Origin of the sequence: Microlunatus capsulatus, from assembly GCF_017876495.1 — a bacterium.
GTDB lineage: Bacteria > Actinomycetota > Actinomycetes > Propionibacteriales > Propionibacteriaceae > Microlunatus > Microlunatus capsulatus.
In genome coordinates, this window is sequence record NZ_JAGIOB010000001.1 from 969,420 (window position 1) to 991,567 (window position 22,148).

General features: G+C 75.4%; 21 protein-coding genes. 6 read left to right on the forward strand and 15 right to left on the reverse strand.

What is annotated here, in order from left to right:
• Positions 1-30 precede the first annotated feature (30 nt).
• The 10 genes from JOF54_RS04485 to hrcA all read right to left on the reverse strand — a co-directional run bounded on the left by JOF54_RS04485 (position 31) and on the right by hrcA (position 9,721).
• Complete coding sequence (locus JOF54_RS04485) at positions 31-411, reverse strand: cytidine deaminase-like protein (RefSeq protein ID WP_210053381.1); 381 nt, start codon at positions 409-411, stop codon at positions 31-33.
• Entirely contained in the window at positions 408-1,763 is a 1,356-nt protein-coding gene (locus JOF54_RS04490) for a hemolysin family protein (protein WP_210053383.1), read from the reverse strand. The genes JOF54_RS04485 and JOF54_RS04490 overlap by 4 nt, the downstream gene beginning before the upstream one ends.
• Positions 1,760-2,233: an rRNA maturation RNase YbeY gene (gene ybeY, locus JOF54_RS04495; RefSeq protein ID WP_210053385.1), complete on the reverse strand. Its 474-nt coding sequence runs from the start codon at positions 2,231-2,233 to the stop codon at positions 1,760-1,762. The genes JOF54_RS04490 and ybeY overlap by 4 nt, the downstream gene beginning before the upstream one ends.
• A gap of 12 nt (positions 2,234-2,245) precedes the next feature.
• Positions 2,246-3,229, reverse strand: coding sequence for a PhoH family protein (locus JOF54_RS04500; RefSeq protein ID WP_210053387.1), 984 nt, complete (start codon positions 3,227-3,229; stop codon positions 2,246-2,248).
• Positions 3,230-3,589: 360 nt separating this feature from the next.
• Positions 3,590-4,039, reverse strand: coding sequence for a DUF5709 domain-containing protein (locus tag JOF54_RS04505; protein WP_245357962.1), 450 nt, complete (start codon positions 4,037-4,039; stop codon positions 3,590-3,592).
• A 61-nt stretch (positions 4,040-4,100) separates the two neighbouring features.
• Positions 4,101-5,726: a serine/threonine-protein kinase gene (locus tag JOF54_RS04510; protein WP_210053389.1), complete on the reverse strand. Its 1,626-nt coding sequence runs from the start codon at positions 5,724-5,726 to the stop codon at positions 4,101-4,103.
• 108 nt (positions 5,727-5,834) lie between these two features.
• Complete coding sequence (locus tag JOF54_RS04515) at positions 5,835-6,668, reverse strand: MBL fold metallo-hydrolase (protein ID WP_210053390.1); 834 nt, start codon at positions 6,666-6,668, stop codon at positions 5,835-5,837.
• Between the two features lie 88 nt (positions 6,669-6,756).
• Positions 6,757-7,488, reverse strand: coding sequence for a 16S rRNA (uracil(1498)-N(3))-methyltransferase (locus JOF54_RS04520; RefSeq protein ID WP_210053392.1), 732 nt, complete (start codon positions 7,486-7,488; stop codon positions 6,757-6,759).
• A 31-nt stretch (positions 7,489-7,519) separates the two neighbouring features.
• Positions 7,520-8,695, reverse strand: a complete 1,176-nt coding sequence (gene dnaJ, locus JOF54_RS04525) for a molecular chaperone DnaJ (protein ID WP_210053394.1) — start codon at positions 8,693-8,695, stop codon at positions 7,520-7,522.
• 12 nt (positions 8,696-8,707) lie between these two features.
• Positions 8,708-9,721 (reverse strand): heat-inducible transcriptional repressor HrcA, encoded by a 1,014-nt coding sequence (gene hrcA, locus JOF54_RS04530; RefSeq protein ID WP_210053396.1) that lies wholly within the window; start codon positions 9,719-9,721, stop codon positions 8,708-8,710.
• A gap of 122 nt (positions 9,722-9,843) precedes the next feature.
• Here hrcA and JOF54_RS04535 point away from each other — a divergent pair, with 122 nt between their 5' ends.
• Both JOF54_RS04535 and JOF54_RS04540 read left to right on the forward strand, forming a co-directional pair.
• A complete protein-coding gene (locus JOF54_RS04535; RefSeq protein WP_210053398.1) occupies positions 9,844-10,746 on the forward strand; it encodes an MBL fold metallo-hydrolase in 903 nt (300 codons plus the stop codon).
• A gap of 91 nt (positions 10,747-10,837) precedes the next feature.
• Entirely contained in the window at positions 10,838-11,869 is a 1,032-nt protein-coding gene (locus tag JOF54_RS04540) for a substrate-binding domain-containing protein (RefSeq protein ID WP_210053400.1), read from the forward strand.
• Positions 11,870-12,065: 196 nt separating this feature from the next.
• Here the strand turns inward: JOF54_RS04540 and JOF54_RS04545 are convergent, their stop codons facing one another.
• A complete protein-coding gene (locus JOF54_RS04545; protein ID WP_245358957.1) occupies positions 12,066-12,674 on the reverse strand; it encodes an LON peptidase substrate-binding domain-containing protein in 609 nt (202 codons plus the stop codon).
• Between the two features lie 95 nt (positions 12,675-12,769).
• Between JOF54_RS04545 and JOF54_RS04550 the strand changes: the two genes are divergently transcribed.
• Positions 12,770-13,633: a DUF3097 domain-containing protein gene (locus tag JOF54_RS04550; RefSeq protein WP_210053404.1), complete on the forward strand. Its 864-nt coding sequence runs from the start codon at positions 12,770-12,772 to the stop codon at positions 13,631-13,633.
• Between the two features lie 46 nt (positions 13,634-13,679).
• Here JOF54_RS04550 and JOF54_RS04555 read toward each other — a convergent pair whose 3' ends face one another.
• The 3 genes from JOF54_RS04555 to JOF54_RS04565 form a co-directional block, all read right to left on the reverse strand.
• A complete protein-coding gene (locus tag JOF54_RS04555; protein WP_307803832.1) occupies positions 13,680-15,050 on the reverse strand; it encodes an acetamidase/formamidase family protein in 1,371 nt (456 codons plus the stop codon).
• Between the two features lie 126 nt (positions 15,051-15,176).
• The gene (hemW, locus tag JOF54_RS04560) at positions 15,177-16,397 is read right to left on the reverse strand and encodes a radical SAM family heme chaperone HemW (protein WP_210053406.1); all 1,221 of its coding nucleotides are present in this window, start codon (positions 16,395-16,397) and stop codon (positions 15,177-15,179) included.
• Positions 16,398-16,490: 93 nt separating this feature from the next.
• Positions 16,491-17,537 carry a hypothetical protein gene (locus JOF54_RS04565; protein ID WP_210053408.1) on the reverse strand — a complete coding sequence of 349 codons (1,047 nt, stop codon included), beginning with the start codon at positions 17,535-17,537 and terminating at the stop codon, positions 16,491-16,493.
• Between the two features lie 159 nt (positions 17,538-17,696).
• Here JOF54_RS04565 and JOF54_RS04570 point away from each other — a divergent pair, with 159 nt between their 5' ends.
• Together JOF54_RS04570 and JOF54_RS21380 are read left to right on the forward strand one after the other, a co-directional pair.
• Complete coding sequence (locus JOF54_RS04570) at positions 17,697-18,383, forward strand: response regulator transcription factor (RefSeq protein ID WP_245357964.1); 687 nt, start codon at positions 17,697-17,699, stop codon at positions 18,381-18,383.
• Positions 18,380-19,816 carry a HAMP domain-containing sensor histidine kinase gene (locus JOF54_RS21380; RefSeq protein ID WP_210053410.1) on the forward strand — a complete coding sequence of 479 codons (1,437 nt, stop codon included), beginning with the start codon at positions 18,380-18,382 and terminating at the stop codon, positions 19,814-19,816. The genes JOF54_RS04570 and JOF54_RS21380 overlap by 4 nt, the downstream gene beginning before the upstream one ends.
• A 33-nt stretch (positions 19,817-19,849) precedes the next feature.
• Here JOF54_RS21380 and JOF54_RS04580 read toward each other — a convergent pair whose 3' ends face one another.
• Positions 19,850-20,746, reverse strand: coding sequence for an NADP-dependent oxidoreductase (locus JOF54_RS04580; protein ID WP_210053412.1), 897 nt, complete (start codon positions 20,744-20,746; stop codon positions 19,850-19,852).
• A gap of 98 nt (positions 20,747-20,844) precedes the next feature.
• Here JOF54_RS04580 and JOF54_RS04585 point away from each other — a divergent pair, with 98 nt between their 5' ends.
• Positions 20,845-22,143 (forward strand): ABC transporter substrate-binding protein, encoded by a 1,299-nt coding sequence (locus JOF54_RS04585; protein ID WP_210053414.1) that lies wholly within the window; start codon positions 20,845-20,847, stop codon positions 22,141-22,143.
• Positions 22,144-22,148 lie beyond the last annotated feature (5 nt).

Consider the following 22,148-nt stretch of genomic DNA (forward strand, 5'->3'; position numbering starts at 1 on the left):
TGCCCCGGGAGCTGATCGGGCACGGTGTTCTCAGGTGCGGGCACGGACGTCGACCTTCCGTCGGAGCTGGCCCCGGGGGTCGGCGTGCCAGAGCACCACGCCCTGGCCGGGGAGGTCGGCGGCGACCAGGAGGTCGTCGTCGTCGAGGTCGTCGGCGCTGGACAGCGCTACGGCCTCCAGGCCCTGCGCGCCGGAGGAGGCCGCCATGGCGACCACGACGGCGACGGCGGAGAGCCGCAGGTGAGGCAGGTCGACGCTGGTGCCGGCGTAGGTGCGGCCGTCGGTGTCGCGGACGCAGGCCCCCTGCCGGGCGCCGGTCCGGGCCAGCGCGGCCCGGGCCAGGGTGAGGATCTTGACGTCCTCGGGGTCGGTCGGCGCCTCGACGACGTCCGCGGGCTCGGCGGCGGTCACGAGACCGACGCCGTCTCGTCGACGACGAGGCGGGTGGCGGCCTCGGTGCGGGGGTCGTCGCGGCCGTCGTCGGCGTCGGCCTCGGGGGTCTCGACGCGGCTGGCCACGACGGTGCCGATCCGGTTCCGGCGGCCGGTGGACCGCTCGGCCAGCAGCTCGAGCCCCTCGAACGTGACGACCGAGCCGGCGATCGGGACCTTGTTGAGCTGCTTGGCCATCAGGCCGCCGACGGTCTCCACGTCCTCGTCGTCCAGCTCGAGGCCGAAGAGGTCGCCGAGCTCGTCCAGCGGGAGCCGCGACGAGACGCGGTAGCGGCCCTCGCCCAGCTCGGTGATGTCGGTGTTCTCCTCGTCGTACTCGTCGGTGATCTCGCCGACGATCTCCTCGAGGATGTCCTCGATCGTCGCCATCCCGGCGGTCCCGCCGAACTCGTCGACGACGATCACCAGGTGCACGCGCTTGGCCTGCATCTCCTGCAGCAGCTCGTCGACGGGCTTGGAGTCGGGGCACCAGACCGGCTGGCGCATCATCGGGCCGACGCGCTCGGTGGACTGGGTGCCCGGGGAGTCGTAGACCCGCTTGATGACGTCCTTGAGGTAGAGCACGCCGACGACGTCGTCGAGCCCGTCGCGGATCACCGGGATCCGGCTGAACCCCGAGCGCAGCGACAGCGAGACCGCCTGCCGCAGCGTCTTGTGCTCCTCGATGAAGACCATGTCGGTGCGGGGCACCATGACCTCGCGGACGATCGTGTTGCCGAGGTCGAAGACGGAGTGGATCATCTTCCGCTCCCCCGACTCGATCACCGCGCTCGCCTCGGCGAAGTCGACCATCTCGCGCAGCTCGGCCTCGGTGGCGAACGGGCCGTCGACGAAGCCGCGGCCCGGGGTCAGGGCGTTGCCGACCATGATCAGCAGCCGCGGGATGGGGCCGAGGACGCGCGTGAACGCGACCAGCGGACCGGCCGCCGCGCAGGCGATCCTGTTCGCGTGCTGGCGGCCCAGGGTGCGCGGGGCCACGCCCCAGAAGATGTAGGAGACGACGATCATGGAACCGGCGGTGATCAGCACCCGCTCGCTCGTCGTCGGGAAGATCCCGAAGACGACCAGCGCCACGAGCACGATCGCCGAGATCTCGAAGATCGTCCGCAGCAGCAGCGCGGTGTTGAGGAAGCGCGGCGGGTCGTCGGCGATCTTGCGCACCCGGGCGGCCCCGGACACGCCGTCGGCGACGAGCCGGTCGGCGCGCGCCTTGGAGAACGAGTAGAGCGCGGCCTCGGCCGCGGCCGTCAGGCCGGCGAGCACCACGAGGACCAGCGCGACGACCAGCTGGACCCAGTCTTGCTGGTTCACGACCGGCCCGCCCGGTCCGGGCGCTGCTCGGCCCACGCGGCCAGGACCCGGTCCTTGAGGCCGAACATCTCGGCCTTCTCCTCGTCGTCGGCGTGGTCGTAGCCGAGCAGGTGCAGCATGCCGTGCACGAGCAGGTACTCGGCCTCCTCGTCGGCGGAGCGGCCGTGCTCGGCCGCCTGCCGGCTGGTGACCGACGGGCAGAGGACGATGTCGCCGAGCATGCCCAGCGGGGGCTCCTCGTCGTCGTCGGGGGGCTGCAGCTCGTCCATCGGGAAGCTCAGGACGTCCGTCGGGCCGGGCTCGCCCATGTACTTCTCGTGGTACGCGGACATGGTGTCCTCGTCCACCAGCAGGATGGAGAGCTCGGCCTGGGGGTGGATCCGCAGCTGGTCGAGGGTGAAGGTGGCGAGCCGGACGAGGCCCGGACTGTCGGCCTCCAGACCGGACTCGTTGTTGATGTCGACGCTCATGGGGTCAGGTCCTCATCGGTGGCCGCGGTGCTGCGGCGGCGGCTGCGCGGCCTCGAACACGTCGTAGGCCGCCACGATCTTGCCGACCAGCCGGTGCCGGACCACGTCGTGGTTGGTCAGGTGGTTGAACGAGATGTCCGCGACGTCGTCGAGGATCGCCTGGACCTCGCGGAGCCCGCTGCGGGTGCCGCCCGGCAGGTCGACCTGGGTGACGTCGCCGGTGACGACGATCTTGGAGCCGAAGCCCAGCCGGGTCAGGAACATCTTCATCTGCTCCATCGAGGTGTTCTGCGCCTCGTCGAGGATGATGAACGCGTCGTTCAGCGTGCGGCCGCGCATGTAGGCCAGCGGCGCGACCTCGATCGTCCCGGCCGTCAGCAGGCGAGGGATCGTGTCGGGGTCGAGCATGTCGTGCAGCGCGTCGTAGAGCGGGCGCAGGTACGGGTCGATCTTGTCGTTGAGCGTGCCGGGCAGGAAGCCCAGGTGCTCACCGGCCTCGACGGCCGGCCGGGTCAGGATGATCCGGTTGACCTGCTTGTTCTGCAGCGCCTGGACCGCCTTGGCCACGGCCAGGTAGGTCTTGCCCGTGCCGGCGGGGCCGATGCCGAAGACGACCGTGTGCTTGTCGATCGCGTCGACGTAGCGCTTCTGGTTCAGCGTCTTGGGCCGGATCGTCTTGCCGCGCGAGGACAGGATGTTCTGCGTCAGCACGTCGGAGGGGTGCGCCTCCTCGCGGCCCACGACCATCGAGCAGGTGCGCTCGACCGCGTCCGCGGTGAGGCCCTGCCCGGTGCGCAGCACCGTGACGAGCTCGGTCAGCACCTCGGCGGCGGCGTCGACCTCGGCGGCCGAGCCGGTCAGGGTGATCTCGTTGCCGCGGACGTGGATGCCGGCCGTGAGCTCGCGCTCCAGAATCCTCAGGAACTCGTCGCCGGGACCCAGGATGTTGACCATGTCCACCGAGACCGGCACGGTCACCCGGCGGATCTCGTCCATCGCGGGCTCCTCGGGCCGTGCGGCGCCGAGGGGGCGGGGCTGGGACGGGTCGTCGTTCCGGGCCGGGCTGTCTGTTCTGCTCAGGGGGTGTCCTCGGTGGTGGGCGGGCTGACGTCGCAGCCCACGTGGGTGGTCGTGACCATCCTAGTGAACCCCTGTGCGGGCCCCAAGATTCCCGGAGATCTCGTCGGTCCCGGTTCCCGACGCGCCCACGCGGACCGCGCCCTGAGCCTGTCGAAGGGCCTTCGACGGGCTCAGGCCGCGGGGGTGTGCTCAGGCCGCGGGATGGGCTCAGAGCGCGAGGTGGGGCTCAGGCCGCGGGTGGGGCTCAGGCCGCGGGATCCGGGCCGGCGTGGTGGGTCAGCGCTCGTCGTCCTCGGGGACGATGTGCATGGCCGCCTCCTCGGCGCTGGCGGCGCCCGCGTCGATGCCGGCGTCGACGGCGAGCAGGTCGCCCTCGTCGTCGGGGCCGATGCCCTCGTTGGTGTCCATCAGGCGGCCGGCGCGCTCGTCACCGGTCTCGGTGTCGAGGAAGTCGGACTCGTCGGAGACGCCGTCGTCGAGACCCTTCTCCTGGTCGGTCTCGGCGTAGGGGTCGGGCTCGGGGACCTCCTCCGACAGCCGCGCGTCCAGGCTGTCGTGCTCGCCCTCCCGCATCAGCACCGACGGCTTCTCCGGCGGGGAGTAGCCCTCGTCGAGGGCGTCGTCGACGCCGCGCTCCTCGAGGTTCGTCTGGGACTGCAGCTGGTCCTGGTCGAGCTGCTCCTCCCGGTCCGGGGTCTGCTCGTAGGACTGGGTCATGTCGCTCATGGCTCTACCCTGCCACGCCGCCGCGGGGCCGACGGCGCAGCCCGCCCGCAGCCCACCGGGCTCAGCCGGTCGAGCTGATGACCGTCGAGTCGTCGATCTTGAGCACGCCGCCCTGCTCCACCAACCGGAAGGACGTGCGCTCGCGGACGACCCGGTCGTCGTCGTAGGTGTAGGTGACCGTGGCCTCGGCGCCGTCGGGGGCGGTCCCGCGGGCCTGGCTGACCCTGACCTCCTCGATCCCGTCCCAGAAGTCCTCGTAGGCGTCGCGACCGCCCGTGGTGCCGGTCTGGTAGCGCCGCGTGAGCAGCCCCCAGGCCTCGTCGGTGTCGTCGGGGACCAGCCCGTAGTAGGTCGTGACGGCGGCGGCCAGCTCGGCGGCGCTGGGCTGGTCGTCGTCCGGGCTCGCCGAGGTCGAGGAGCTGGGCGAGGGCGAGGGGGCGGGGCTCGAGGGCTCCGGGCTGGACGGCTCCGGGCTCGACGGCTCGGGGCTGGACGGCTCGGGACCGGGTGTCGGGTCGGCACTGGCCGTCGCGTCGTCGGACGGCGCGGGAGCGGCGGTCCCGGAGGTCGAGGTCTGCGGGGTGGCGACGCCGCCGCCGTCGGGGCGCAGCAGGGTGTACGCCAGGGCCGCGACGGCCAGCACCGCGACCAGGCCCAGCAGGACCGGCAGCAGCGGGCGACGACGGCCGGGGCGGTCGGGGCCGGTCCCCGGTCCGGCGGGCGGTCCGGCGGGCGGGAGGGCGGCGACGTCCGCGGGTGGCACCGGCGCGCTCACCCGGGTCGGCGTCGGGTCGGCCGCGGCGACGGCGGGCACGGCCGCGAGCGGCAGCGTCGGCGGCACCGGGTCCGCGTCAGCGACGGCCGACGGGCCGGCCGCGAGGGCGGCGAGCTCGTCGGCGACCGCGCGCATGGTGGGCCGGTCGCCGGGCTCGCGGGCCAGCATCCGCTCGACGAGCGGGGCGAGGGCACCGCTGCGCCGGGGCGGCGGGTGCTCCCCCGACGCGACCCGGTGCAGCAGGGCGATGGTGTTGGGGTCGGTGCCGAAGGGCGGCTCGCCCTCCAGGGCGGCGTAGAGCGTGGCGCCGAGGGAGTGCACGTCGGAGGCCTCGCTGGCGCTGGCGCCGCGGGCGACCTCGGGGGCGAGGTAGGCCGGCGTGCCGTGCAGCAGGCCGGTCGAGGTGAGGGTGGCGTCGCCCAGGGCGTGGGAGATGCCGAAGTCGCTGATCAGGGCGTGGCCGTCGTCGGCGACGAGGATGTTGCCCGGCTTGACGTCGCGGTGCACGATCCCGAGCTGGTGCGCGGCGGCGAGCGCCGAGGCGACCTCGGCGCCGAGCCGCGCCGCCTCCGCCGGCGACAGGGGTCCGCCCTCCTTGAGCACGCCGGACAGCGGCACCGAGGGGACGAACTGCATGATCAGGCAGGGCTGGCCCTCGTGCTCGACGACGTCGAAGACGGGGACGGCGTGCCGGTGGTGCAGCCGTGCGGTGATCCGGGCCTCGCGCATCGCCCGGTTCTTCGCGAGCTCGGCCTCCTCCTCGCTGACGCCCGGGTGGGTGCGGAGCTGCTTGAGCGCCACCCGGCGCTCGAGGCGCTCGTCCCAGGCCTCCCAGACCACGCCCATGCCGCCCGAGCCGACCCGCTCCACCAGGCGGTAGCGGTCGGCGACGAGGGCCTGCGGCACGCTCACGCGACTCCCCCTCCCGGACGGCCCTGCGGTCCGGGCGCTCGTCGGCAGGGCCCGACACTACGGCACGCGACGGCGGTCCCGCGGCCCCTCCGCCCTCCCGGACCCGGCTCAGCCGGTGCCCGTGAGGTGGTCGAAGTCGCCCCGCGTCCAGGCGACCACGCGATCCGCCGAGCGGCGGACCCGGGCTGCGGCGTCCTGCCGCACCCGGCCCCCGACGTTGTCGTAGAGCCGGTCGAAGTCCAGCGCCAGCACGCGGTCGGCCACCCGGGCCACGACGGCGGCCGAGAGCGGGATCTTGTTGGGGTAGCTGCGCAGGAAGGCCACCCAGTGCTCGTCCGGGGTGCCGACGACGGTGTCGCCGCTCAGCAGCACGCCGCGCCCGTCGCGGCCGGTCAGGTGCAGGACGGCGCTGCCCGGGAAGTGCCCGCCGATGCGCACGAGCCGCACCCCGGGGACGGGCTCGGCGGTCTCCTGCACCAGCTCGATGACGGGGTCGGGCCGCTGCACCCAGGAGGCGTCGGCGGCGACCACGAGGACCGGGGCGTCGTCGAAGCGGCGCGACCACGCCACCTGCGCGCCGAACATGTGGGGGTGGCTGGAGGCGACCGCCGCGACGCCGCCCAGCGCGCGGACCTCGGCGACGAGCTCGTCGTCGAGGTAGCCGACGGGGTCCCAGAGGACGTTGCCGCCCGGGGTGGCGACCAGCAGCGCCCGCTGGCCGATGCCCACCGACGGCTCGACGGTGATGCCGTGCAGCCCGGGCTCGACCTCCTCGACGCGGCCGCGGTGCCCCTCGGCCCGCAGCTCCTCCAGCGTCGTCCAGCGCTGGCCCTCGGGCCGGACGTACTGCCGCTCGTCGCTGCAGATCGCGCAGGTGGCCGTCGGCGGCACCTCGGTGTCGGCGTGCTCGACGGCACAGGTGCGGCAGATCCAGACGGTCACGGGGCTCCTCCTCGGGCGTCGGCGCCGGGCCCGGTGCGCCCCGCGTCCGGGAGCCAGCCTGGCACCGGTCGGCGGCACCCGCCAGGCCTCAGCGCAGCAGCAGGCCCGCGACGGCGACGACGCCGGCGGTGGAGGTGCGCAGCACGGCGTCGCTGACCGAGACGGCGCGGGCGCCGGCCGCGGCGAAGCGCTCCAGCTCCTCGGGGGCGATGCCGCCCTCGGGCCCGACGACGAGGGCGACGGTCCCCTCCGCGGGCAGCGCGACCTCGCGCAGCGCCGTCGTGGCGTCCTCGTGCAGCACCAGCGCCACGTCGACGCCGGCCAGCGCGGCGGCGAGCCGCGCCGTGCTGAGCACGGGCCGCACGTCCGGCTGCGCCAGCCGTCGGGACTGCTTGGTGGCCTCGCGGGCGGTGGAACGCCACCGCGCCAGCGACTTCTCCCCGCGCTCGGCCGACCAGCGGACGATGGAGCGCGAGGCCTGCCAGGGCCAGATCTCGTCGACGCCCACCTCGGTGAGCATCTCCACGGCGAGCTCGGAGCGGTCGCCCTTGGCCAGGGCCTGGACCACGACCACGCGCAGCGGACGTCCGGTGCCCGCGAGGTGCTCCAGCACCCGCAGCGTCAGGCCGGTCTTCGCCGCCGCGGTGACCTCGGCCCGGACGCCGCGCCCGCGGCCGTCGGCCACCAGCACCTGCTCGCCGGCCGCGATCCGGCGCACGACGGCGGCGTGCCGGCCCTCGTCCCCGCCGAGCTCGAGCGTCGCGCCCACCGCGGGCAGCGGGTCGGCGAGGCTCTCCAGCAGGAAGAGGGGCGCGGTCACCGCGTCCCCCCGGGCCGGCCCGTCATCCCGGTCACTGCCCGGCGAAGGCGTCCCGCAGGCGCCCGAAGACACCCCGGCCGTGCTTCTGGACGGTGCCCTCGGGCCCGTCCTCGCCGCGGAGCTCGGCGAGCTGGCGCACCAGCTCGCGCTGCTCCTCGTCGAGCCGGGTCGGGGTCTGGACCAGGAGGGTGACGCCCATCTGGCCGCGGCCGTTCGAGCGCAGGCGCGGCACGCCCTTGCCCTCCAGCGCCACCCGGGTGCCGGACTGGGTGCCGGCCGGCACCGCGACCTGGACGCTGCGGTCGTCGGCGTCGGAGTCCTCGAGGTCGGCCTCCAAGGTGGCCACCGACACCTCGGTGCCCAGGGCGGCCGCCGTCATCGGGATCTTGACGACGACCTCGAGGTCGTCGCCGTCGCGCCGGAAGATCTCGTGCTGGGCCACCGAGAGCTCGACGTAGAGGTCGCCGGCGGGGCCACCGCCCGGGCCGACCTCGCCGTGGGAGGCCAGGTGGATCCGGTTGCCGGTGCTGACGCCGGCCGGGATCTTGACGTTGATGGTCCGCGAGGACCGGATCCGGCCGTCGCCCGCGCACTCGACGCACGGGTCGGGGATGACCGTCCCGTAGCCGCGGCAGGTCGGGCACGGCTGGGTGGTGCGGATGTCGCCGATGAACGAGCGCTGCACGTGGGTGACATCGCCCTGGCCGTGGCAGGTGCGGCAGGTCTCGGGCTCGGAGCCCTCCATGGCGCCCGAGCCGCTGCAGCGGGGGCAGAGCACGGCGGTGTCGACCTGCAGGGGCTTGGTGGTGCCGAAGGCGGCCTCGGCCAGCTCCAGCGAGAGCCGGACCAGCGCGTCCTGGCCGCGGCGGACGCGCGAGCGCGGGCCCCGGCTGGACTGCTGGCCGAACATGGCGTCGACGAGGTTGGTGAAGTCGAACCCACCGGCCTGGCCGCCGAAGCCGCCGCCCCCGCCGAAGCCGCCCATCCCGCCGCCGAGCGGGTCGCCGCCGCGGTCGTAGAGGTCGCGCTTCTTGGGGTCCTGGAGCACCTCGTAGGCCTCGGCGACCTTCTTGAACTTGTCGCCGGCGTCGGCCTCGGTGGCCACGTCGGGGTGCAGCTTCATCGCCAGCTGGCGGTAGGCCTTCTTGATCTGCTCCGGCGTCGCGTCGCGCGCGACGCCGAGGATCTCGTAGTAGTCAGAGCTCATGGTGTGGGGTGATCATCCTTCGGAGAGGAAACGGCCTACGTAGCGGGCGACGGCACGCACCGAGGCCATGGTGGAGGGGTAGTCCATCCGGGTGGGTCCGACGACGCCCAGCGTGGCGAACATGTCGAGCTGGCTGCCGTAGCCGCTCGCGACGACCGACGTCGACTGTAGTTCCTTGTACGGGTTCTCCTGGCCGATGCGCACGGTGACGGCGTCGGCCGTGGTGGCCTCCCCCATCAGCTTGAGCAGCACGACCTGCTCCTCCAGCGCCTCGAGGACCGGCTTGACGGTCGTCTCGAACTCGGCGCCGTAGCGGGTGAGGTTCGGCATCCCGCCGACGACCATCCGGCTGGACGCCTCGCTGCTCAGCATCTCCAGCAGGGTGGCCACGGCCGCCTGGCCGATCGCGCCGAGCTCGGGCGGCAGCTCCCCGGTCAGCGTGCTGAGCCGGGCCGCGGCGGCCGAGGACGAGTGGCCGACGGTCGCCGCGTTGAGCTGGGCGCGCAGCTGGGCCAGGGTCTCGGCGTCGTGGTCGGGCAGCTCGAGGGCGCGCTGCTCGATGCGGCCGGTGGAGGTGATGAGGATGAGCAGCATCCGGGAGGTGGAGAGGGAGACCACCTCGACGTGCCGCACCGTGGAGTGGCTCAGCGTCGGGTACTGGACGATCGCCACCTGCTGGGTGACCTGGGCGAGCAGCCGGACGGTGCGCAGCAGCACGTCGTCGAGGTCGGCGGCGCCGGAGAGGAAGGTGTGGATCGCCTTCTGCTCGGCCGGGGACAGCGGCTTCACGGTGCCCAGCCGGTCGACGAACAGCCGGTAGCCCTTGTCGGTGGGGATCCGGCCGGCGCTGGTGTGGGGCTGGGTGATGTAGCCCTCCTCCTCCAGCGCGGCCATGTCGTTGCGGACCGTCGCGGGCGAGACGCCGAGGTCGTGCCGCTCGACGAGCGCCTTGGAGCCCACCGGCTCCTGGCTGGACACGTAGTCGGTCACGATCGCGCGCAGCACCTCGAGCTTGCGTTCGTCCACGTCCCCTCCTCTGTCGTGTCGGCGGCCCCGGGCGCGGCCCGTGCCTCGTCGTGGTGGTGGCCCCGGGCGCACCCGGTCGGGCCGGGTTGGCACTCGGAAGGCCAGAGTGCCAGTCTAGCGGGATGGACCAGCAGCCCCCGGCAGGACGGGCCCGCGACGGCGCCCCCGGTCCGCAGTTCTCGCTCGGCCCCTGGCGCGAGGTCGCGGACGGGGTGCTCGTCGCCGTCGCCGAGCCCGAGGGCGTCAACCTGGGGCTCGTGCTGGGCCGGACCGGCGCGCTGCTCGTCGACACCGGGTCGAGCCCGGAGCAGGGCGCCGCGCTGCGGGCCTCGGTCGCGGACGTCACCGCGCTGCCGCTGGTGGGCGTCGTCGTCACCCACGCGCACTCCGACCACGCCTTCGGGCTGGCCGCCTTCGCCGACGTCGCGACCCTCGGCCACGAGACCCTGCCCGCGGCCCTGGCCTCGCGCGCGTCCGCCGAGGCCGCCCAGGCCCTCGGGCTGGACCCGGCCGCGCTGGTGCCGCCGTCCCGCGAGATCGCCGTCGCCGTCGCGGTCGACCTCGGCGACCGGCGGGTCGAGGTGGCGCACCTGGGTCCGGGGCACACCGACGGCGACCTCGTCGTCGTGGTCCCCGACGCCGACCTGCTGTTCGTCGGAGACCTCGTCGAGTCCGCGCCGACGCCGGAGACGGCCGCCCCCTGGTGGGGGCCGGACAGCGTGCCGCACGCCTGGGGGGCCACCCTCGACGGCGTCATCGGGCTGATGACCGCCGGCACCCGGGCCGTCCCCGGGCACGGCGACCTCGTCGACCGCGAGTTCGTCTTCGGCACCCGCGGCCGGGTCGCCGCGGTGTCCGGGGAGCTCACCCACCTCGTCGAGTCCGGGGTCGGCGAGGCCGACGCGCTGGCCCGCGGCAGCTGGCCCTACCCCGCCGAGCACGTGGCGGGCGCGGTCGCGCCGGGCTACGCCGCGCTGGCCGGCCGGGGCGTCAAGGGCACCCGCCCGACGTTGCCGCTCGCGTGAGGACCACGGCGGCTCCCACCGGGTTGTCAGACTGGGTGCCGGTCAGAGCCGGTACCGGTTCTGACAGGTCGGCGAACGGGAGGGGCGGACGATGGGTCGGGTGACGGTCAAGACGCTGGCGGCGACGCTGGGCGTCTCCCCCGCGACCGTCTCGAACGCCTACAACCGCCCCGACCAGCTGTCCGGGGAGCTGCGCGCGCGCATCCTCGCGACAGCGGCCGAGCTCGGCTACGCCGGTCCCGACGCCGCGGCCCGCACCCTGCGGTCGGGCCGGTCGGGGGCGGTCGGGGTGCTGCTGACCGAGCAGCTGTCCTACGCCTTCTCCGACCCCTTCGCCGTCGAGTTCCTCACCGGGCTCAGCGAGGTGGTGGAGCAGCACCAGACGAGCGTGCTGCTGATGCCGCTGTCCTTCTCCGACAACGAGCCGGACGTGACGGCCATCCAGCGGGCCAGCATCGACGCCCTGACGATCATGTGCCTGCCCGAGCAGCACCCGGCGGCCGCGCTGGCCCGCGCCCGCGGCATCCGCTTCGTCGGCACCGACATCCGCGACGACCCCGACTCGTCCTGGGTCGCCATCGACGACCTGCGCGGCGGCGTGCTGGTCGGGGAGCACCTGGCCGCGCTGGGCCACCGCGACGTGGCCGTGCTGGTGGAGCGGAACGCACCCGCCGGCCGCGAGGTCGTCGAGCTCGACCCGGCCGAGGTCACCTTCCTCGACTACGCCTCCCGGCTGCGCGGCCTGCAGCAGAGCCTGCCGGGCCGGCTCACCCTGGTCTCGGGCGGGCACAACGCGCTGGCGTCCGGCGCGGCCGCCGCCCGGGCCCTGATGGCCCGTCCCGACCCCCCGACGGCCGTCGTGGGCCTGAGCGACGTGCTGGCCCTGGGGGCGCTCACCGCCCTCGCCGAGCTGGGCGTCGACGTCCCCGGCCAGGTCTCCGTCTGCGGCTTCGACGACATCGCCGACGCCGCCGCCCGCGACCTGACGACGGTGCAGCAGCCGATCCGCGAGCGCGGCCGCCTGGTCGGCCGCCTGCTCGTCGACGCCGAGGCCGGGCCGCGGCAGGTCGTGCTGCCGATCTCCCTGGTCCCGCGGGGTTCGACCGGGCCTGCTCCGCGCTGAGCTGTCTGACCTCGCTCCGCTCGGGCCCTTCGACAGGCTCAGGGAGCGGGAGTCACCTCGGCACCCGGGGCGGCCAGGCACCCGGATCTCGCGCCGATGACTTGTCCGTCCCCGGGGGAGGACACGCTCTTCGTCCTGCCCGGGGGACGGACAAGTCACCGGGCCAGAGCGAGATCCGCGACCGAGCGGAGCGAGGTCATTCAAGCGGCCAGGGCGTCTCCCATGCGAGGGCGGCGTCGCGGGTGAGCTCGACGAGGCTGAGCAGCAGGGCCTCGGCCGACTCCGACCGCAGCAGCTTCACCTGGTCCAGCGCCGTCACCGGGGCGATGGCCGCCAGCTGCCAGAGCGCCGGCACCGGCTCATCTGCCAGCTCGACGTCGGCCGGCCAGACGTTCTCGGAGAACTCGCTGGCCTGGGCGAGCGTGCGGCGCACCAGCTGCTCGGTCTCGGCGCGCAGGGGCTCCAGCCGCTCGTCCCAGACGAGCTCGGGCAGCACGCGGACCTCGGCGCGAGGGTAGGGGTCGTCGTCCAGCCAGGTCTCGACCTCGAAGCGCTCGGTGCCCTGGGCCACCAGGCCGACGACCCCGTCCTCGGCGCCGATCTGGGCGACGTCGGCCGTCGTGCCCACGCCGAAGCGGTGCTCGCCGCCGCCGACCTCGAAGCCGCGCTCGATGAGCACGACGCCGAAACGGGTGTCCTCGGCCTCCACCAGCTCGGACAGCATGACGAGGTAGCGCTCCTCGAACACCCGCAGCCGGAGCGGCATGTGGGGGAAGAGCACGGACCCGAGGGGGAACATCGACATCGCCGGCACCAGGCCAGACAACCACCGCAGGGCAAGCCGCGCACCGCCGCGGTTCGCTCCCGGGCCCGGGCCGGGGGCTCGCCTACGCTCGGCCGGTGAGCTCCCCGACCGACCGCTACCGCACCGACGTCCTGGCCACCGGCTGGCAGAAGGCCGGCAAGCCGGTGAGCACCGAGCTGGCCGTCAAGCCCGGCCAGGTGCTGGAGGACGCGACGACGGGCTTCGTCGGCGCCGTCGTCCGGGTGGAGCGCGGCATCGTCGTGCTGGAGGACCGGCGCGGCAAGCTGCGCAGCTTCCCGCTGGGGCCGGGCTTCCTCGACGAGGGCCGGCCGGTGACCCTCGTCGTGACGGCCCGGGCGGGCACGAGCGCCCCGCGGCGGACGGCGTCGGGCTCGGTGGCCGGGCCGGCCGAGCGGGCGAAGGTGGCGCTGCCCAGCCGGATCTACGTCGAGGGCCGGCACGACGCCGAGCTGGTCGAGCGGATCTGGGGCGAGGACCTGCGCCACGTCGGCGTGGTCGTGGAGTACCTGGGCGGCATCGACGACCTGCCGTCCATCGTCGAGGAGTTCGCGCCCGAGCGCGGCCGCCGGCTGGGCGTGCTGGTCGACCACCTGGTCCCCGGGAGCAAGGAGAGCCGGATCGCCGCCCAGGTCGAGCGCGGCCGCGGCGGCGGGTACGTCTCGGTGCTCGGCCACCCCTACGTCGACATCTGGCAGGCGGTGAAGCCGGAGCGGGTGGGCCTGAAGGTCTGGCCGCAGATCCCGCGCGACGTCGAGTGGAAGCACGGCATCTGCGAGGTGCTGCGGCTGCCGCACGCCGACCAGGCCGACATCGCGGCCGCCTGGAAGATGATCCTCGGCCGGGTCCGCTCCTGGAACGACCTGGAGCGGCCGCTGCTGACGACCGTGGAGCAGCTCATCGACTTCGTCACCCAGGACCACCCGGTCCCCGAGGACTGAGGACGACCGGCGGGGCTCCTGGCGCCCCGCCGGCCCCCCGGTGGTCTCAGGAGCGCGGGAAGTGCGACTTCGGGATGACGGCGTGCACGCCCATCGTCCGGTCGACGACCTGGGAGACGACGAAGTCCGCCGCCGCCGAGAGGTAGGCGTAGGCGACCGCGCGCTCCATGCCCAGGTCGTCCTGCAGGAAGTCCAGGGCGTTGACCACCGCCCGCCGCATCGCCACGTCGAGGTCGCTGACCTGGCCGCCCAGCACCCCGTCGGGGTCGGACAGCCCGATGGGGATCCAGGACGACCGGTTCTCGGCGAAGGGGTAGCGGTAGGCGACCGAGGGCACCCCGCTGCGCCCGGGGCGGCACACCGTCAGCCGGAAGGTGGCGCGCAGCGATCCCTCCAGCGCCGTGAGGGCCACCTCCCCGTCGCCCATGGCCAGGTGCGGGTCGCCGACGTAGAAGAGGGCGCCCTCGTCGAACACGGGGAGGTAGAAGGTCGAGCCCGGCCCGAGGAGGCTGATGTCGATGTTGCCGCCGCCGAGGGTCGGCGGGATCGAGTTGACCTGGGGCGCGTTGAGGGCGGGCGCGGGCGCGGAGGCGACGCCCATCATGCCCATGAAGGGGTTGAGCGGGAACCGGACCGCCCCCGCGGCGCTCTCCATCCGGCCGTGCAGGCGGCCCCGCCGGCTCTCCACGGGCGTGAACACCGAGACGTTGCCGTAGCGGGTCGGGTCGCCGCTGGCGCGGCCGTCGGTGGCGACCGGCGGCATCACCTCGTCCAGCGTCAGGCCGGCGGGGGCGGTGCGGCCGGGGCCCTGCGGCAGCGCGCCCTTGCCGTGCCGGCTGGAGACGACGCCGTAGGGCACCCGCGGGACGGCCGAGAGGGTCTCGACCTTCAGCACATCCCCGGGGCGGGCGCCGCGGACGTAGATGGGGCCGAGGACGACGTGCGGGCCGTCGACGTCGAAGTTCCGGGGGGTGCGGTCGTAGTCGCGGGCGACCGCCACCGCGTCGTCGAGGACCTCGCCCCGTCCGACGCCCTGCCGCGCGAAGTAGGCCCGCGGGTCCCGGCCCTGGTCCTCGAGGATCCCCTCGTGGGAGAGCGCGTCGATGGTGACGGTCTGGCCGGAGCCCATCTCCAGCACCGGCTCGGCGCCGACCGAGGGCACGTAGCCCCAGAGCACCTCGTCGGCCTGCGCGCTGAGGTAGTGGTCGCCGGTGATCCGGCCGGTGCCGGGCTGCAGCACCTCGAGCCGGCCCCGCCCGCCACGGCCGCCGGTGCGCGGGGCGGCCGTCGCGGCCACCGGTGCGCCCGCGGTGACCGTCGCCGCAGCACCCAGGGAGGCGGCCGTCCGGAGCAGGGCGCGCCGGCCGATCCCCTTCTCGATGGTCTCGGCTGCCTCGCGGCCCTCGGCTGCGCTCACGGTGAACTCCCTCGTCTCGTGGGCCGGACGGCCCACGGCGACGGTAGGGAGACGATGTTGCGGTGCGGGGTCGCGCTCGTTGCGGTCCGGTGGCAGACCGGCCGGGAGGCTGCGGGTCCGGCCCGCTCAGTCCAGCAGGTCGCGGACGACGCCGTCGGCCAGCAGCCGCCCGCGCAGGGTGAGCGCCAGGGTGCCGGCCGGGGTGAGGACGGCGAGGCCGCGGGCCTCCAGGTCGGGGACCCGGCGGCGCTCGGTGGCGGTGAGGACGGCGAGGTCCAGGCCGTCGGCCAGCCGGAGCTCCAGCAGCACGCGCTCGACGCGGCGGTCGTCGGGCTCCAGCAGCTCGCGGGCGTGCGCCGGCGAGACGCCCGCCGCCATCCGCCCGGCGTAGGCGGCCGGGTGCTTGACGTTCCACCAGCGGACGCCGCCGACGTGGCTGTGCGCCCCCGGGCCGACGCCCCACCAGGCGTGGCCGCGCCAGTAGGCCAGGTTGTGCCGGCAGCGGTGGTCGTCGCCGCGCGCCCAGTTGCTCACCTCGTAGGCGGTGTAGCCGGCCGCGGTCAGCCGCTCCTCGGCCAGCAGGTACTTGTCGGCCAGGTCGTCGTCGTCGGTCATCGGCAGACGACCGCGGCGGACCTGGCTGGCGAGCCGGGTGCCTTCTTCGACGATGAGGGCGTAGGCGCTGACGTGGTCCGGCTCGGCGGCCAGCGCGGCGTCGAGGCTGGTCGCCCAGTCGTCGAGGGACTCCCCCGGCGTGCCGTAGATGAGGTCGAGGCTGACGCTGTCGAAGCCGGCCGCGCGCGCCTCGGCGACGGCCTGCTGGGGGCGGCCCGGGGAGTGCACGCGGTCCAAGGTGGCCAGCACGTGCGGCACGGCCGACTGCATGCCGAACGAGATCCGGGTGAACCCGGCCTCCCGCAGGGCGACGAGATCGGCCGCGTCGACCGACTCGGGGTTGGACTCCGTCGTCACCTCGGCGTCCGGCGTCAGGCCGAGGTGCTCGCGGACGGCGTCGAGCAGCAGCGCGAGGTCGGCCGGCGGCAGCAGGGTCGGGGTGCCGCCGCCGACGAAGACGGTGCTGACCGGCGGGGCGTCCGGGCCCAGCACCCGGGCGGCCAGCGCGACCTCCTGGGCAGCGGTCTCGGCGTAGCCGGCCCGGGAGGCGCCGGGCTCGGTCCCGAGCTCGCTGGCGGTGTAGGTGTTGAAGTCGCAGTAGCCGCACCGGGTGGTGCAGAACGGCACGTGCAGGTAGACGCTCAGCGGGCCCCCCGGCACCTCGGCGCGCGCGGCGTCGGGCAGCGCGCCGTCGGCCGGGGCCGCGACGCCGTCGGGCAGGGCGGAGGGCATCGGACGAGCCTAGTCGCCCCGCGGCCCCTCGTCGGCCGGAGCCGGGCGCCCGACCCGCCCCGGAGCGGGACGGGTCGGGCGCTGGGCGCTCGCTCAGCTGCCGCCGACCTCGGTGGACGGGGACGCGCTCGGGCCGGCCGGCGGGGTCGGGGCGTCCGCACCCGGGGTCGGGGCGCCGGCGGGCGGGGTCGGGGCGTCAGCGCCGGGGGTCGGCGCGTCGGCGGGCGGGGTGGGGGCGTCAGCCCCGGGGGTCGGCGCGTCGGCGGGCGGGGTCGGGGCGTCCGCACCCGGGGCGGGAGCCGCGGCTCCCGGTCCGGCCGCGGGACCACCGACCGGCGGTGCCGGCGGGGCGGGCGGGGCCGGGCAGTCCGTCCCGTCGGCGCTGGCGGGCGGGACGGGGGCGTCGGCTGCCGGGCTGGGTGCGTCGGCCGGCGGGGTCGGAGCCGCGGTGCCCGGGGTCGGGGCGTCAGCGCCCGGCGTCGGTGCGTCGGCCGGCGGGGTGGGGGCGTCGGGCCGAGGGGTCGGCGCCTCAGCGCCCGGGTTGGGGGCGTCGGCCGGCGGGGTGGGCGCGTCGGCCGGCGGGGTCGGCGCCTCGGCGCCCGGGGTCGGGGCGTCGGCCGGCGGGGTGGGAGCGTCGGCCGGCGGCGTCGGGGCGTCGGCCGGTGCGGGCGGAGCCGGGGGCTTCGGGGCGTCAGCGCCCTGCGGCGGGGCCGGACGGGGGCCGGCGGGGCCGACCGGACCGGCCGGCGGGGCGCAGGCGGCGGGTGCCGTGGCGGGATCGCCCGTCCCGGTGCTCGGCTCGGCCGACGGCGAGCCCGAGGGGCTGGCCGAGGGGCTCGCGTCGGCCGGAGCGGCGGTCTCGCCACCGCCGGCGTCCGCCGGCAGGACGACCGAGGCCGCCGTGCCACCGCCCCCGGCCGCGATGGCGGGCACGGCGATGCCGGTGGCCAGCACGGCCGCGGCGGCGAGGGCGAGGCCGAGGCGGCGACGGCGGCGCGGCGTCCGGACGGCGCCGATCACCTGGGTGTCCTCCTGGCTGGGCGCGCCGTAGCGCTGCTGGTCGCGCTGCTCGGCCTGGCGGCGCTCGGCGGCCGACCGCAGCTGGTCGGACGGGTCGAACGGGTTCTCGGGGCTGCTCACGGGGAGGTCCTCTCGTCGGGACGGGCCGCCCGGTGGGGCGGCCTGCGTCGTGGTGCTGAGGACGACAGTGCGGAGCGAGCCTGAAGACCACCTCAAGAACGGGGGTCCGGCGCTCCTTCTTGAGGGGTTCTTCAGGTGGCCTGGGCCAGACTGACGGCCATGGTGACGGCGCGCGTGCTGGTGGTCGAGGACGACCCGGCGATCAGCTCCTCGCTCGTGGGCTCGCTCACCGACGCCGGCTACCGCGCCCGCGGACTGCCCGACGGCCGCGACCTCGAGGGCGAGCTGGAGTCGTTCCGGCCGGACCTCGTCGTCCTCGACTGGATGCTGCCGGGACGCGACGGCCCCGCCCTCGCCCGGGTGGTGCGGGCGCGCAGCGGCGCCGGGATCATCCTGCTGACGGCCCGCGACGAGATGGCCGACCGGCTGGCCGGGTTCGACGCCGGCGTGGACGACTACGTGGTCAAGCCCTTCGTCGTCGCCGAGGTGCTGGCCCGGATGCGGGCCGTGCTGCGTCGCAGCGGCGCCCTGGACACCGTGCAGGTCGACGACCTCGTCGTCGACCCGAGCGGCGCCTCCGTCACCCGCGGCGGCGTGCCGCTGGAGCTCACCGCCACCGAGATGCGGCTGCTGTTCTTCCTGGCCGAGAACCGTGACCGGGTGATGTCGACGGTGCAGATCCTCACCCAGGTCTGGGGGTACGAGGACTACGCCGACAACCTCGTCCAGGTCCACGTCAGCGCGCTCCGTCGCAAGCTGGAGGCGCACGGCCCGCGGCTGCTGCACACCGTCCGCGGGATGGGCTACGTGCTGCGCTCGGCGCGGTCCGCGGAGCAGGCCCGGTGAGCGCCGCTCCGGCCGCGCCCGCTCCCCCGGCCCGACCCGACGCGCCGGCCCCGCTGCGGGCCCGGTCGCTGCGGGTCCGGGTGACCGTCGTGGTGCTGGTCTTCGTCGCCGGGATGCTGCTGGTCCTCGGGGTGGCCACCGACGTGGCCCTCGGCGCCCGGCTCGAGGGCGAGCTGCGCTCCCGGCTCGCCGACCGGGCGTCCTTCGCCGCCTACCTCGTGGGCTCGGTCGACGACGACGAGCTGGTCGAGCAGCTGGCCAGCGACGGCATCTCGGTCTCCCTCACCACCGCCGACGGGCAGGTGCTGAGGCGCGGGCCGCTGCAGCCGGGTGCCGGCAGCACAGCCGCTCCCGCGCCCGCTCCCGGCCCCGGACCGGCCGGCGGTCCCGGTCCCGCCGGCCCGGCGGCACCCGTCACCCGGAGCGGCGACCTGCTGCAGGTCACCGAGCCGCTGGCCGACGGCAGCACCATCACCCTGGTCGCCGACGCCGGTGACGTCCACCGCACGCTGGTCCAGGTCCGCACCACCCTGCTCGTGGCCGGCGTGGCCCTGCTGGTCCTCGCGGCCCTCACCCTGGGCCCGGTCGTCGGACGGGCGCTGCGACCGCTGGACGAGATGACGGCGACGGCGCGCTCCATCACCGCCGGGGACCGGGGACGGCGCCTGCGGCCCGACCGGCCCGACACCGAGCTGGGCCGCACCGCGACCGCCTTCGACGCGATGCTCGACGAGGTGGAGGGCGCCGAGAGCCAGGCGCTGGCCGCCGAGCACCGGCTCCGCGGCTTCCTCTCCGACGCCGCGCACGAGCTGCGGACCCCCCTCACCGGCGTGCAGGCCGCGGCCGAGCGGCTGCTGCGCGGCGAGCCCGACCGGGCCCGGACGGAGGAGCTCAGCGTCACCGTCATCCGCGAGGCCCGCCGGGCCGGCCGGCTGGTCGACGACATGCTGACGATGGCCCGGATCGACGCGGGCCTGGAGCTGGACCGCCGGCCCCAGGACGTCACCGAGCTGGCCGAGCGGGTCGCCCGGACGGCGGAGCTGCGGCACCCCGGCGCCCGGGTGGAGGTCGTGGGCCCGAGCGCCCGCGCCCGGGTGGACGGCGACCGCGTCGCCCAGGTGCTGGCCAACCTCGTCGACAACGCCGTGCAGGCCGGCGGGCCCGCGACCGCGGTCCGGGTGGAGGTCAGCACGCCGGACCGGGACGTCGTCGCGGTGGAGGTCGCCGACGACGGGCCCGGCATCGCCCCCGCCGACCGGGAGCGGGTGTTCGAGCGGCTCGTCCGGCTGGACGCGGCGCGCAGCCGGCCCAGCGGCTCCGGGCTGGGCCTGCCGATCGCCCGGGGCATCGCCGAGGCGCACGGCGGCCGGCTGGACGTCGTCGACGGACCCGGCCCCGGCGCCCGCCTGCGGCTGACGCTGCCCGTGGCCTGAACCGCCCGGACCACCGGACGTCGGCCCGGGCCGTCAGGGCAGCAGGACCAGCTTGCCGCGCACGTGCCCGGACTCGGAGATCTCGACGGCCTCCCGCGCGCGCTCCAGCGGGAACGTCTGCACCTCCACCACGAGCCCGTTGCTCTCCAGCAGCCGGGCCGCCTCGGCCAGGGCGGCGGCCCGGTCGCCCGGCTCCGTCGTCACCCGGATGCCCGAGTCGCCCAGCTCGAACTGGCTGATGGTGACGACCTGCGCCGGGTCGGAGACCATCGAGGCCAGCGTCGGCGGCGGGGTCTTGCCGGCCACGTCGAAGACGGCGTCGAGACCCTCCGGCGCGACCGCGCGGACCCGCTCGGCCAGGCCGTCGCCGTAGCGGACCGGCAGCGCGCCGATCTCGGTGAGGTAGCCCTGGTTGGCCTCGCCGGCGCTGGCGATGACGGTGGCGCCCCGGCTGACGGCGAGCTGCACGCCCACGGCCCCGACGCCGCCCGCGCCGCCGTCGACCAGCAGCGTGCTGCCGGCACCGACGCCCAGCAGGTCCAGCACCCGGACCGACACCTCCGCGGCCACCGCGGAGCCGGCCGCGACGGCCCAGTCGACGGCGGCCGGCTTGGCCGCCCAGGCGTCCAGCAGGGCCAGCTCGGCGTGCGTCGCCTCCCCCAGCCCGAAGACGTCGTCGCCGACGGCGGTGCCGGTGACGCCCTCCCCCACCTCGTCGACGACACCCGCCGCCTCGAACCCGGAGCGGCCCGGTCCCTCCAGCGGCCGCCCCTGGCTCATCAGGCCCCGGCGGATCTTCCAGTCCAGCGGGTTGAGGCCCGCGGCCCGCACCCGGACGCGGACCTGGCCGGGCCCGGCGTGGGGCTCGGGGGCGTCGACGACGGCCAGCACCTCGGGACCGCCGAAGGCGGTGTACTGCAGAGCTCTCACGGGTGACGACCTCCTGCTCGGGAGCGCCGGCGGCGCTCGACGGGTGGACGGGCTGAGCCTGCGCGGGACGGCCCGCCGGCAGCAACTAGAGTCCGGCTATGGCTTTCCCGCGTCGACGGTTCCTGTCCCTCTCCGGCGGCCTCGCCGCCGCCGCTGCCACCGCCGGTCTGGCCGGCTGCGGCAGCAACACCGGCCGCCCAGAGCCGGGCGCCTCGGCCAGCGCCGGTGCCAGCGCCTCCGCCGGTGGTGACGTGGCGCTGAGCCAGTGGTACCACGAGTACGGCGAGGAGGGCGTCGAGGACGCCGTCAAGCGCTACGCCGCCTCCTACGACCAGGCGAAGGTCACGGTCAAGTGGAACCCGGGCGAGTACGAGAAGCTGGTCTCGGCCGCCCTGCTCACCGACGACGTGCCCGACGTCTTCGAGTACGGCAACGGCCCGACCCTGGACATGATCAAGGCCGGCCAGGTGCTCGACCTCACCGACACCCTCGGCGACGCGAAGAGCCAGTTCGCGCCGACCGTGCTGGCCGCGATGACCTGGGACGACAAGATCTGGGCGATCCCGCAGACCGTCGACATGCAGATGCTGTACTACCGCCGCTCGCTGCTGGAGAAGGCCGGGCTGCAGCCGCCGCAGACGATGGCCGAGCTCATCACCGCGGCCCGCGCCCTGCAGACCAAGGACATCGGCGGCTTCTTCGCCGGCAACGACGGCGGCGTCGGGGTGCTCGGGAACCAGCTGATCTGGGCCGCCGGCCTGGAGCAGGTGAACGAGGAGGGCACCGGCGTCGGCTTCGACACCCAGGCCATGTACGACGGCCTGGCCCAGTTCCGCGAGCTCTACGAGGACGGCCTGCTGGCCAGTGCCTCCGCGGACTGGTTCGACGCGGCCCCCTTCGTCAACGAGGAGACGGCCATGCAGTGGACCGGGCTCTGGGTGCTGCCGGAGATCCAGGACACCTTCGGCGACGACTTCGGCGTCGTCCCCTTCCCCGCCATCGGATCCGGCGGGCGGCAGGTCGTGCCCTTCGGCGCCTTCAGCGCGTGCGTGTCGGCCAAGGGCGCGAACCCCGACGCGGCGAAGGCCTTCGTCAAGTGGCTCTGGGTGGACCAGGAGGCCGACCAGGTCGACTTCTCCAACAGCTACGGCACCCACATCCCGGCCAAGCCGGCGCTGGCCCCGCAGGCCACCAAGCTCGCCGAAGGGGCGGGCGCCGACGCCGCGCGCTTCGTCACCGACTTCGGCCACGCCCCCAGCCTGCTGTGGACCCCGGCGACGGCGCAGGCCTACACGGGGGCGCTGACGAACGTGGTCACCAAGGGGGCGGACCCCCAGAAGGAGGTCGCCGCGGTGGCCGCCCGGGCCACCGCGGAGCTGAAGCGCGTCAACGGCTGACCCGG

What these genes read in the sequence shown, in the direction of transcription:
- ybeY (WP_210053385.1), bottom strand. Translation starts at nt 2,233, where the DNA reads ATGAGCGTCGACATCAACAACGAGTCCGGTCTGGAGGCCGACAGTCCG.
- JOF54_RS04500 (WP_210053387.1), bottom strand. Translation starts at nt 3,229, where the DNA reads ATGGACGAGATCCGCCGGGTGACCGTGCCGGTCTCGGTGGACATGGTC.
- JOF54_RS04505 (WP_245357962.1), bottom strand. Translation starts at nt 4,039, where the DNA reads ATGAGCGACATGACCCAGTCCTACGAGCAGACCCCGGACCGGGAGGAG.
- dnaJ (WP_210053394.1), bottom strand. Translation starts at nt 8,695, where the DNA reads ATGAGCTCTGACTACTACGAGATCCTCGGCGTCGCGCGCGACGCGACG.
- JOF54_RS04535 (WP_210053398.1), top strand. Translation starts at nt 9,844, where the DNA reads ATGGACCAGCAGCCCCCGGCAGGACGGGCCCGCGACGGCGCCCCCGGT.
- JOF54_RS04540 (WP_210053400.1), top strand. Translation starts at nt 10,838, where the DNA reads ATGGGTCGGGTGACGGTCAAGACGCTGGCGGCGACGCTGGGCGTCTCC.
- JOF54_RS04545 (WP_245358957.1), bottom strand. Translation starts at nt 12,674, where the DNA reads ATGTCGATGTTCCCCCTCGGGTCCGTGCTCTTCCCCCACATGCCGCTC.
- hemW (WP_210053406.1), bottom strand. Translation starts at nt 16,397, where the DNA reads ATGCCCTCCGCCCTGCCCGACGGCGTCGCGGCCCCGGCCGACGGCGCG.
- JOF54_RS04570 (WP_245357964.1), top strand. Translation starts at nt 17,697, where the DNA reads ATGGTGACGGCGCGCGTGCTGGTGGTCGAGGACGACCCGGCGATCAGC.
- JOF54_RS04585 (WP_210053414.1), top strand. Translation starts at nt 20,845, where the DNA reads ATGGCTTTCCCGCGTCGACGGTTCCTGTCCCTCTCCGGCGGCCTCGCC.